This is a genomic window from Streptomyces sp. NPDC006140, from assembly GCF_040628815.1.
In the GTDB taxonomy this organism is placed as follows: Bacteria; Actinomycetota; Actinomycetes; order Streptomycetales; family Streptomycetaceae; genus Streptomyces.
In genome coordinates, this window is record NZ_JBEXTS010000006.1 from 85,074 (window position 1) to 96,514 (window position 11,441).

Consider the following 11,441-nt stretch of genomic DNA (forward strand, 5'->3'; position numbering starts at 1 on the left):
GTCCTTGAGGAAGAAAGGGGATGCGTCGGAGCTCGGTCGGACCGTCATACAAGCACCTGCTTCGGCCGGGCGGCGAGATGCCGCGGCGTTCCTCGGACCAGCGGACGCTAACAGCCTGCGCCCAGGCCCCGCACCTGGTTTTCCTCGCCGACGCGCTACCGTCTCGGCCATGAGTGGACGCACTGATTCCGACACCGATCCGGAGATAGCGGACTCGGAGGCGACCGCCGAGCAGGACGATGCCGAAGACCTCCTGGAAGACGCCCGCCGGGCCCGCTGGACCGCCGTCGGCACCGGTGCCGCCCTGACGCTCGCGGGCCTGGCCGCGGCACTGCTCCGCCTCACCCGCTCCGCCCCCGCCCTGGTCCCGGCGGCGTACGCCTCCGGAGCCGCCGTCTGCGCCCTCGCCGCCGTGCTGGGCTCGCGGGGCCGGACCCGGCGGGCCCTGTGGCTGCTGATCGCCGGGGTGATGGTGATGGCGCTGGGGGACCAGTTCGACTGAGTGCGCCCGCTGTGAACAAGCCCACGAAACAGACAAATGATCTCTTGAGCCTGCAAGAGTGATTTCGCATTGCTCATGCGTTCTTTGCGGGCTGTTCAGTTCATGGACGACTGCTCCCGGTCAAAGATCCACACAAAGCAACTCTGGGAGCACGTTTCGTGGCAGCCCTCGCACGTTGGTGTGTCCAACGCCGTCTGGTCACTGTTCTGCTGTGGCTCCTCGCCTTCGCGGGGGTCACCGCGGGCGCCGCCGTCGCCGGCACCACGTACTCGAACGACTACAAGGTCCCGGGCACCGAGTCCGGCCGCGCCACCGAACTGCTGCACGAGGGCTTCCCGCAGCTCGGCGGCGACAGCGACACCGTCGTCTGGCACACCACGTCCGGCAGCGTCCGCGCCGCCGACGTCGAGCAGACGATGAGCCGCACGCTGGACCGGATAGAGAACCTGCCCGGCGTCGCCTCCGTGACCAGCCCCTACGACGGCCCGGGCACCGGCCGCGTCAGCGAGGACGGCCGCACCGCGTACGCCACGGTCACCTTCGACGACCAGGCCCAGGACATCGACAAGGGCGAGGCGCAGGCCGTCGTCGACACCGCGAAGAGCGCCGAGACCGATGGGCTCCAGGTGGAGCTCGGCGGCAGCGCCGTCGGGCTGACCCAGTCCTCCGGCGGGCACCTCGCGGAGATCGTCGGCGTGGCCGTCGCCGCGGTCGTGCTGTTCCTCGCCTTCGGCTCGCTCGCCGCGTCGCTGCTGCCCATCGCCACCGCCCTGGTCGGCGTCGGCACCGCCTACGCCGGGATCGTGCTGCTCGGGCACGCCATGACCGTCGCCGACTTCGCGCCCATGCTCGGCATGCTGATCGGGCTCGGCGTCGGCATCGACTACGCGCTGTTCATCGTGACCAGACACCGGCGCGGGCTCAAACGCGGGCTGTCCGTCACCGAGGCGGCCACCAACGCCGTCGCGACCACGGGACGGGCGGTCGTCTTCGCGGGTGCCACCGTTTGCATCGCCCTGCTGGGCATGCTGATCCTGCAGCTCGGCTTCCTCAACGGCGTCGCCATCGCGGCCAGCCTGACCGTGGTCCTCACCGTCGCCGCGTCCGTGACGCTGCTGCCGTCCCTGCTGTCCTTCATCGGCATGCGCGCGCTCAGCCGCCGCGAGCGCCGCCGGCTGGCGGAGCATGGGCCCGAGCCGGAGCTGCCCACCGGCTTCGCCGCCCGCTGGTCGGCGTTCGTGGAGCGCCACCCCAAGGTGCTCGGCGTGGTCGCCCTGGTCGTCATGGCCGTCCTCGCGCTGCCCACGTTCTCCCTGCATCTGGGCACCTCCGACCAGGGCAACGACCCGAAGACCGCCACCACCCGCCAGGCCTACGACCTGCTCGCCGACGGTTTCGGACCCGGCGTGAACGGGCCCCTCACCCTCGTCACGAAGGTCGACGGAGCCGAGGACAAGCTCGCCCTGGACAACCTCGACGGCACGCTCCAGGCCACCGAGGGCGTCGCCGCCGTGACGCCGGTGACGTTCGACTCCGGCGGCCACACGGCGTACCTGACCGTCGTACCGGAGTCCTCCCCGCAGTCGAAGCAGACCAGCGACCTCGTCGACCGGCTGCGCGACGAGGTGCTGCCGCGCGCCGAGGCGGGCACCTCCCTCGACGTGCAGGTCGGCGGCGTGACGGCGGGCTACGACGACTTCGCCGACGTCATCGTCTCCAAGCTGCCCGTCTTCGTCGGGGTCGTGATCGGCCTGGGCTGTCTGCTGCTCCTGCTGGCCTTCCGGTCCATCGGCATCCCGCTGAAGGCCGCCGCGATGAACGTCGCCGCCGTGGCCTCCGCCTTCGGGGTGGTGGTCGCGATCTTCCAGTGGGGCTGGGGCAGCGAACTGCTCGGCCTCGGCAGCGCGGGGCCCATCGAGCCCTTCCTGCCCGTGATCATGGTGTCGGTGCTCTTCGGCCTCTCCATGGACTACCAGGTCTTCCTGGTCAGCCGGATGTACGAGGAGTGGCTGGAGACCGGCGACAACCGGCGGGCCGTCCGGGTCGGCCTCGCCGAGACCAGCCGGGTGATCAACTCGGCCGCGGTCATCATGATCTCCGTCTTCCTGGCCTTCGTGCTCAGCGGCGACCGCGTGATCGCCATGTTCGGCATCGCCCTCGCGGCCGCCGTCGCCCTGGACGCCTTCGTCCTGCGCACGCTCCTCGTCCCCGCCCTGATGCACCTCCTCGGCGGCGCCAACTGGTGGCTGCCCCGCTGGCTCGACAAGCGCATGCCGCGCATCAGCATCGAACCGCCCGAGAGCCGCGCCGCCCATGAGAGGCTGGCCGCCGCGACGGACGCCGAGGTGGCGGACGTCCTGGCGGAGGAGGAGCGGCAGCGGGATGTACGCGATATCCCTGGGTGACGACGCCGAACTGCGACCCCTGGAGCCCTGGCACGCCGGGGAGTTCCTGGCGCACCTGGAGCGGGGCCGGGAGTTCATCGGCCGGTACATCCCGTTCGGGACGACCGAGACCGACCTGATCTCGGCCCGGGCCAAGCTCCAGCTGTACGCCGACATGCGGGCCGCCGACACGGGGTCCCTGCACGGGCTGTGGCTGGACGGCACGCTCGTGGGCGGGGTGCTCTTCCTGAACTTCGACGCGGCGAACGGCACCTGCGAGGTCGGCTGCTGGCTGGAGCCCGCCGGGACCGGCCGGGGCCTGGTCACGCGCGCGATGCTCGTGCTGATCGACTGGGCGGTCGAGCAGCGCGGCATCCACCGCGTCGAGTGGGTCGCCGCCTCCGGCAACCAGCCGAGCCTGAACGTGGCGCGGCGGCTCGGCATGACCCGCGACGGTGTGCGGCGCGAGGCCCACCACTACGGTGGCGTACGGCACGACCTCGAAGTCTGGTCCGTGCTGGCGCCCGAGTGGCGCGAGGCACGCGCGCGTGCCGGTCACAACGATCATTAAGAGACTTCTCAGACAGCGACCCTACGGTGCGAGACATGGCAACGAACGCAGTGGACGAGACCGAGGCCACCGAGGCCACGACCGACGAGAAGGCGGTGGACACCACCAAGTCCGACGAGGTGCCCCAGACCGAGGTCCCGGCCCCGGCCGCGGCCCCGGAGACCGAGGCGGAGGCCAAGGAGGAGAGCTCCTACGGCGTCGGCCAGGGCGCCGGAGCCGTGGTCTCCGCCGCGCTGGGCGTCGTCTCGCTCACCGGCAGCTGGATGGGTACGGTGGCCGCCGCGCGCCAGAACCTCATCGGTCAGCTGGAGACCGCGCAGAACGCGAGCGTGGCCAAGCAGATCCAGGCGGTCTACGGCGACGCCTGGCAGACCACGGCCCTGTGGGGCGGCCTGTTCGCCCTGGTCGCCCTGATCGTCGGCGTCGCGGTGCTCGCCCGGCCCGCCTTCGGCACGCCCGGCAGGATCCAGGCCCCGTGGATCAAGTCCGTCGCCTGGGCGGGCGTCGCGCTCGGCGTCATCGGCCTGTTCCTGGCCGTCCTGAAGTACAGCGGCGTCCTGCTCGGACTGCCGTCCGCGAGCTGAGTCACCGCAGGTCCTGAGGGGTCTTAGGCCCTCCGTAAGCACCTTACGGAGGCCCTGAGGCCCCTCACGCGTGTCTAAGGCCCCGCCCGCCTCCCAAGATGCGGAACTCTCCCGATGTGGCCGCCCCGCCTGGGAGACGAAGGTGGAGACATCGCGGAGAAGCCCCTCCGTGACCGGCCTCTCACCAAGGACACGCCATGTACGAGTACGAGCTCCAGCAGATGCGCACCGCCGACCTGATCCGCCGGGCCGAGCACGAGCGGCTCGTCCGCGAGGCCACCCGCGCCCGCCGCGCCGCCCGCGGTGAAGCGGGCCAGGGCTCCGCCGAGCACGAGAGCCATAGCCGCCGCTTCCGCAGGCCCCGGTTCGCCCGGGCCGCGTGAACCCCGGGGCGGGACCGGCCGGCACCGAGGCTGTTCCAGCCGGGGCGCCGACCGGTCCCGTTGCCGTGCCAACGGCGACCTCGGCCGGTGCGGTGGCGCCGGGTACGGCGACCGCGGCCGGTGCCGTGGCTGCGGATGCTGTGACCGTGGCCGGTCCGGCGGCCGTCCGTAGGGCGACCGCGGCCGGTGTCCCGACTCGTCGTCTCCGGAAATCCGGTGCCGCGTTGTCGGACCCGCATGCGATGCTCGGGGCCGTGGAAACCAGGTCCGTCAGCCCCGTGTTCGTCGGTCGTGCCGAGGAGTTGGGCACGCTGAGCGACGCCCTCCTGCGCTCCTGCGGGGGAGAACCGCAGGCGCTGCTCATCGGCGGGGAGGCCGGCGTCGGCAAGACCCGCCTGGTCGAGGAGTTCGCCGGGGCCGCCCGCCGCCGGGGAGCCGTGGTCGCGCTGGGCGGCTGCGTGGAGATCGGCGCCGACGGGCTGCCCTTCGCCCCCTTCTCCACCGCCCTGCGCGCCCTGCGCCGCGAACTCCCCGGCGAACTGGCCGCCGCGGCCGCCGGCCAGGAGGAGGAACTGGCCCGGCTGCTGCCCGAGCTGGGCGATTCCGCCACCGGGTGGCACGACGAGCACGGCATGGCCCGCCTCTTCGAGCTCACCGCCCGCCTGCTGGAGCGCGTCGCCGCCGAGCACACCGTCGTCCTGGCCCTGGAGGACCTGCACTGGGCCGACGCCTCCACCCGCCACCTGCTCACCTATCTCGTCCGCACCCTGCGCACCGGCCGCCTCGTCGTCCTCGGCACCTACCGCTCGGACGACATCCACCGCCGCCACCCCCTGCGGCCCCTGCTCGCCGAACTCGACCGGCTCCGCACGATCCGCCGCCTCGAACTCGCCCGCTTCACCCGCGAGGAGGTGGGCCGCCAGGTCGCCGGCATCCTCGCCCACGAACCCGACCCCGACCAGGTCGACGCGATCTTCGAACGCTCCGACGGCAACGCCTTCTTCGTCGAGGAACTGGCCGTCGCCGCCGGCGAGGGCTGCCGCACCGGCCTGACGGATTCCCTGCGCGATCTGCTGCTCGTCCGCGTGGAGGGGCTGCCGGAGACCGCCCAGCAGGTCGCCCGGATCGTCGCCGAGGGCGGCTCCACCGTCGAGCACCGGCTGCTGGCCGCCGTCGCGGGGCTCGCCGAGGACGACCTCATCGAGGCGCTGCGGGCCGCCGTGAACGCCGGCATCCTCACCCCCGCGCCCGGCGGTGACGGCTACCGCTTCCGCCACTCCCTGGTCCGCGAGGCCGTCAGCGACGACCTGCTCCCCGGCGAACGCTCCCGCCTCAACCGCCGCTGCGCCGAAGCGCTGGAGGCCGACCCGACGCTCGTCCCCGCCGACCAGCGGGCGACCCGCCTGGCCAGCTACTGGTACCACGCCCACGACGCCGCCAAGGCCCTGCCCGCCGTCCTCGACGCCGCCGTCGAGGCCCGTCGCCGCCACGCCTACGCCGAGCAGCTGCGGCTGCTGGAGAGGGCGATGGAACTGTGGGACGCCGCCCCCGACGCCGTACGCGAGACCCTGCGCCCCGTCGACTACGCCGAGGCCTACCCTCCCTCACCGCCCGAACGGCGCGGGGCGACCTCCGGCGGCGGCGACGCGGCGACCACGGCCCTGCGCCACCTGGACCTGCTGGCCGAGGCCGCCGTCGCCGGACGGCTGTGCGGGGAGCGCGAACGCGCCCTGAAGATCACCAAGCGGGCGCTGCGCCTGCTGGACGACGCGGGCGACCCCCAGCGGACGGCCTGGTTCTGGATCCAGCGCTCCCGGCTGGTGCAGGGGCTCGCCCGCGGCGACGGCTGGCAGGAGATCGCCACCGCGCAGGACCTGGTCAGAGGCCTGCCCCCGTCCGAGGTGCACGCCGAGGTGCTGGCCACGGCCGCCCACTGGTCGATGCTCCACGAACCCGGACCCGAGGCCCTGACGGCCGCCGAGCGGGCCGTCGAGTACGCGCGCATGGTGGGCGCCGACGACATCGAGTCCCACGCCCGCCTCACCCTCGGCGGACTCATGGTCGATGCCGGGCAGATCGAGGCCGGGCTCACCCACATGTACGAGGTCAGGGACGAGGTGGTCGCCCGGGGGCTCGTGTCGGTCGTGGGCCGCAGCCATGTGAACCTGCCCTCCGTCCTGGAAGGCGTCGGCCGCTCCGAGGAGGCCGTCGGCATCCTGAACGAGGGCCTGCGGCTCACGGAGAAGATGGGCCTGCGCGACGCCGAGGCCTGGATCTGGAGCAACCTCGCGGAATCCCTCATCTCCCTGGGCCGCTGGGACGAGGCGGCCGAGGCCGCGGGCAACGCCCAGCGGCGGGGCCAGACGGCCGGTCCGCACGGATCGGGCGCCAACAGCCTGGCGTTCCTCGCGCTCGCCCGCGGCCAGGTGTCCGAGGCGGCCCGGTATCTGGCCGAGGGCCGCGCCGCCTACGGGCCGCACGATCCCATGCCGCAGCACGACCTGCCGATCTCCTGCCTCACGATCGCCGTCGCCGTCGCCGAGGGCCGCCTCCCCGACGCCCGCGCCGAACTGGCCCGCACCCTGGAGTCCGGCTTCCCGCCCGGCACCCAGCGCTACGCCTGGCCCCTGCTGCTCGAAGCGGCCACCGCCGAGGCCGACGCCCGCGCGCTGCCCGCCGCGCGCGACGGCCGCGAGGAGGTGCTTGACCGCCTCTTCGACACGGTCAAGCGCCTCACCACGAACGCGCCCGTCTGGCTCGCCCACGAGCACTGGGTCCGCGCCGAGCTCCAGCGCGCCGGGGGCCGGAACACCCCGGGCACCTGGTCGGAGGTGGTCACCGCCTTCGAATCCCTGGAGCGGCCCTACGACCTCGCCCGCGTCCGATACCGGCTGGCCGAGGCCCTGCTGGCGGAAGGCGGCGAGGACGAGCGCGGCCGTGCCGCGGAACTGCTCCGCCTCGCCGACGCCGTCGCCCGCCACCTCGGCGCCCGGCCGCTCGCCGCCGCCGCCGGCGCGCTCGCCCGGCGCGCCCGCCTGCCGCAGACCTCCACGGCGGAACCGGCCCCCGGCGCCACCGACCCCGCCGGGGCCCTCGGCCTCACCAGCCGGGAACGGGACGTGCTGCGCCTGGTCGCCGCCGGACACACCAACCGCCGGATAGCCGAGGAACTGTTCATCTCCCCGAAGACCGCGAGCGTCCACGTCTCCAACATCCTCGCCAAGCTCGGTGTCTCCGGCCGGGGCGAGGCGGCGGCGGTGGCGCACCGGCTGGGCCTGTTTCCGGCCGGATCGCTCACGTCACGACCGGCGGGCTGAGGCATACGCTGGAAGAGACGTCGCGAGCCCTCGCGGCCAGGGAGGCTCCGTTGTTCAACGTGTTCGAGGAACTGTTCTCACCCGGCCGCAAGCACACCCGCGACGAACAGAAGCGACTGGAACTGACCCGGGAGGACGTCGGCGACGGCGACCCCGGACGCGGTCCGATAGACCTGGCCTCCGGGAAGGTCGTCGTACGCCCGCCGCACGAGGAGCCGGAGACCCCCGAGGACTCCTGAGCCCGCCGTCAGGTCACCCGCAGCTCCAGGATCCGGTCGTCCCCGTCCTTGGGAGCGCCCCGGCCGTCCGTGTTGCTGGTCACGAGCCACAGCCGGTCACCGCCCGCCGGGACCACCGTGCGCAGCCGGCCGTACTCACCCTCCAGGAAGGCCTGCGGCTCGGCCGAGGCCTCCGTGCCGTTCAGCGGGATCCGCCAGAGCCGCTTGCCGCGCAGGCCCGCCATCCAGATCGAGCCCTCGGCGTAGGCGATGCCGCTGGGGGAGGCCTCCGCGGTCGTCCACTGGTCCACCGGGTTGTGGAACTCCGAGTCGTCGGACCTGCCCTCGGCCTCGGGCCAGCCGTAGTTGTCGCCCGGCTTGATCGCGTTCAGCTCGTCCCAGGTGTCCTGGCCGAACTCCGAGGCGAACAGCCGCTGCTTGCCGTCCCAGGCCAGACCCTGCACATTGCGGTGGCCGTACGAGTACACCGGCGAGTCGGGGAAGGGGTTGCCCGGCGCCGGCTCGCCCTCCGGGGTCAGCCGCAGGATCTTGCCGCCCACGGAGTCCTTGTCCTGGGACAGGCCGGTGTCGCCGCTCTCGCCCGTGCCGACGTACAGCATCTTGTCCGGGCCGAACTCGATCCGGCCGCCGTTGTGGATGAAGCCCTTGGGGATGCCCCGGAAGACCGTGTCGGGCGCGGCGAGCTGCTCGCCGGCGGGCTTGTCGTCGTCGTAGATCATGCGGACGATGCGGTTGTCGCCGTCCGAGGTGAAGTACGCGTAGAGCATGCGGTCCGAGGCGAAGTCGGGGGACAGGGCGATGCCGAGGAGGCCGCCCTCGCCGGCCGCGGACACCCCGGGCACCTCGCCCACCTCGGTCTTCCTGCCGGTCTTCTCGTCGACCCGGACGATCGTGCCGTCGTCCCGCGAGGAGACCAGCAGGCCGCCGCCGGGCAGGGGAGCGAGGCCCCAGGGGGAATCGAGGCCCTCGGCGACGGTACGCACCACCTTCACCGAGCCCTTGGCGGGCGGTGTCTCCTCGGCGCCCTGCCGCGGCGGCGCGGACGAGCCGGATGCCGTACGGCTCGGGGAGGCGCTCCCGGCGGCGCCGGACGTCCCCCCGTCGTCGGAGGAGCAGCCGGCGGTCAGCAGGAGCGCTGCGGCGGTCAACACGGCCGGGACGGCTCGACGTTGCACGATCATGGTCCCTTCGACGCGGCGGGGTTCTCCCTGTCATACACCGCCCGCGCTTCCCAGGTTCCCGATCACCGAACCTCGAAGCCCGAACGAGCGGTTTGCCCCTTACGCCCCCGGGCCGAAGGACCGCTCAGTCCCAGGATCCCTGGGCCGGTGGCAGCTCCGCGACCTCCCGGAGGTCCGCGGAGTCCAGCCGCAGCGCCGCCGCGGACGCGTTCTCCGTGACCCAGCGCTCCTGCTTGGCGCCCGGGACGGGGACCACGTGCCGGCCCTGGGCGAGGACCCAGGCGAGGGCGACCTGGGCGGGCGTGACGCCCGGGCCGTGCCGGCGCGCCACCCGGCGCAGGCCCGCGACGATCGGCTGGTTCGCGGCCATCATCTCGGCCGTGAAGCGGGGGTGCCGCGCGCGCAGGTCGTCCGCCTCGAAACCCGCGCCGGGCCGCAGCCTGCCGGTCAGGAACCCGTTGCCCAGCGGCATCGCGGCCAGGAAGCCGACGCCCCGGGTCTCGCACCACGGCAGCAGCGCCTCCAGCGCCTCCGGCGACCACACCGACAGCTCCGCCTGCACCGCGCTCACCGGGAAGACCTGCTGCACCCGCTCCAGCTGCCGGATCGTCGCGTCGTGCAGCCGGGCCCCGCCCCTGCGCGAGGACCGCGCACCCACCGCGCACAGCCCCAGCGCCCGCACCTTCCCGGCGTGCACGAGCTCCGCCATCGCGCCCCAGGTCTCCTCGACGGGCACCTCGGGGTCGGCCCGGTGCAGCTGGTAGAGATCGATGACGTCCGTCTGGAGGCGCCGCAGCGAGGCGTCGCAGGCCCGCTTCACATACCCGGGACGGCCGTTGGCGACGATGTGCTGGTCGCCCACGAGGAGCCCCACCTTCGTCGACACGAACGCGTCGGACCGCCGCTCCTTCAACGCCCGCCCCACCAGCAGTTCGTTGGTGAAGGGGCCGTACATGTCGGCCGTGTCCAGCAGGGACGAGCCCAGGTCGAGCGCCCGGTGCACCGCCCTGAGCGACTCCTCGCCGCGCTGCCGCGAGGTGCTGTAGGCCCAGCTCATCGGCATGCACCCGAGTCCGACGGCCCCCACCGCGAGTGCGCCCGCGCCGATCGTCCTGCGCTCCACCTGGTCGTGACCCTCCCTGTTCCGGCCACCCCAACCTAACCTCTGCCGTGGCGCGCTCCTGACATAGCCTCCAGAGCATGACTGCTGACGTGTGGCTGCCCATCCCGCCGGACGAGATCGACGGACTCCCCGAGGGGCCGGACTACCGTTTCTGGAACGGCGCGGAGGACTTCCCCGCCGACCCGGCCGACTGCGTCTTCTACGTCGTCCCCTACATGAAGCCCAGTCCGCTGTGCGTACGTCCCCTGCCGCGGATGAGCCACCTGGAGGTCGTGCAGACCCTCTCCGCCGGGATCGACCACGTCGAGCCGGGCCTCGGGCACCTGCCTCCGGGCGTGCGGCTGTGCAACGCGCGGGGGGTCCACGAGGCCAGCACCGCCGAACTCACCCTGACGCTGATCCTGGCCTCGCTGCGCGGGATCCCCGATTTCGTGCACGCCCAGGACCGGGGGGAGTGGCTCGGCGGCTTCCGGCCCGCGCTCGCCGACAAGAACGTCCTCATCGTGGGCTACGGATCGATCGGCGCGGCCATCGAGGACCGGCTCGTTCCGTTCGAGGTGGCGCGGGTGGCGCGCGTCGCGCGCTCCGAGCGCACCACGGCGCGCGGGCCGGTGCATCCGCTCACCGAACTCCCCGCCCTGCTCCCGGAGGCGGACGTCGTCATCCTGTCCACCCCGCTCACCGAGACCACCCGTGGCCTGGCCGGAGCCGACTTCCTGTCCCGGATGAAGGACGGCGCGCTCCTGGTCAACGTGGCCCGCGGCCCCGTCGTCGACACCAAGGCGCTGCTCGCCGAACTGGAGAACGGCCGCATCACCGCCGCCCTCGACGTCACCGACCCGGAGCCCCTGCCGCGCGAACACCCGTTGTGGCGTGCGCCGGGGGTACTCGTCAGCCCGCACGTCGGCGGACCCACCTCCGCGTTCCTCCCGCGCGCCAAGCGGCTCCTGGTGGACCAGTTGAACCGTTATGTGAACCGGGAGCCGCTGCGGAACGTGATCCTTACGACGGGTGCACCAACCGGCTGATCCGACCTCGGGTACCGTCCGCAATCCTCCGGGTGCGGTGGGTACTCATATATCTGTTGATCGTCACGGAGAGTAGAGAACCTATGTCCCTGAGTGACGAGACTGGTGTATCGTCCCGACAGGGGATGC

The 11,441-nt window shown here is 72.9% G+C and carries 10 protein-coding genes; 8 read left to right on the top strand and 2 right to left on the bottom strand.

The features are described 5' to 3' along the window. Positions 1 to 169: 169 nt before the first annotated feature. The 7 genes from ABZ386_RS17875 to ABZ386_RS17905 all read left to right on the top strand — a co-directional run bounded on the left by ABZ386_RS17875 (position 170) and on the right by ABZ386_RS17905 (position 7,980). Positions 170 to 502: a hypothetical protein gene (locus ABZ386_RS17875; protein WP_355722420.1), complete on the top strand. Its 333-nt coding sequence runs from the start codon at positions 170 to 172 to the stop codon at positions 500 to 502. Positions 503 to 660: 158 nt separating this feature from the next. Further along, positions 661 to 2,907: an MMPL family transporter gene (locus ABZ386_RS17880; RefSeq protein ID WP_355722423.1), complete on the top strand. Its 2,247-nt coding sequence runs from the start codon at positions 661 to 663 to the stop codon at positions 2,905 to 2,907. Further along, positions 2,885 to 3,457: a GNAT family protein gene (locus tag ABZ386_RS17885; protein ID WP_355722426.1), complete on the top strand. Its 573-nt coding sequence runs from the start codon at positions 2,885 to 2,887 to the stop codon at positions 3,455 to 3,457. Before ABZ386_RS17880 ends, ABZ386_RS17885 begins: the two co-directional genes overlap by 23 nt. A 35-nt stretch (positions 3,458 to 3,492) precedes the next feature. Then, entirely contained in the window at positions 3,493 to 4,041 is a 549-nt protein-coding gene (locus ABZ386_RS17890) for a hypothetical protein (RefSeq protein ID WP_114255463.1), read from the top strand. 197 nt (positions 4,042 to 4,238) lie between these two features. After that, entirely contained in the window at positions 4,239 to 4,424 is a 186-nt protein-coding gene (locus ABZ386_RS17895; protein ID WP_351341033.1) for a hypothetical protein, read from the top strand. A gap of 242 nt (positions 4,425 to 4,666) precedes the next feature. Beyond that, a complete protein-coding gene (locus ABZ386_RS17900) occupies positions 4,667 to 7,741 on the top strand; it encodes an AAA family ATPase (RefSeq protein ID WP_356614786.1) in 3,075 nt (1,024 codons plus the stop codon). A gap of 50 nt (positions 7,742 to 7,791) precedes the next feature. Continuing rightward, positions 7,792 to 7,980, top strand: coding sequence for a DUF6191 domain-containing protein (locus ABZ386_RS17905; RefSeq protein ID WP_114255466.1), 189 nt, complete (start codon positions 7,792 to 7,794; stop codon positions 7,978 to 7,980). A gap of 8 nt (positions 7,981 to 7,988) precedes the next feature. Here ABZ386_RS17905 and ABZ386_RS17910 read toward each other — a convergent pair whose 3' ends face one another. Together ABZ386_RS17910 and ABZ386_RS17915 are read right to left on the bottom strand one after the other, a co-directional pair. Continuing rightward, positions 7,989 to 9,161 carry a PQQ-dependent sugar dehydrogenase gene (locus tag ABZ386_RS17910; protein ID WP_351341036.1) on the bottom strand — a complete coding sequence of 391 codons (1,173 nt, stop codon included), beginning with the start codon at positions 9,159 to 9,161 and terminating at the stop codon, positions 7,989 to 7,991. Positions 9,162 to 9,285: 124 nt separating this feature from the next. Next, entirely contained in the window at positions 9,286 to 10,284 is a 999-nt protein-coding gene (locus ABZ386_RS17915; RefSeq protein ID WP_358965056.1) for an aldo/keto reductase, read from the bottom strand. 77 nt (positions 10,285 to 10,361) lie between these two features. Here ABZ386_RS17915 and ABZ386_RS17920 point away from each other — a divergent pair, with 77 nt between their 5' ends. Then, entirely contained in the window at positions 10,362 to 11,312 is a 951-nt protein-coding gene (locus ABZ386_RS17920) for a 2-hydroxyacid dehydrogenase (protein ID WP_351341041.1), read from the top strand. Positions 11,313 to 11,441 lie beyond the last annotated feature (129 nt).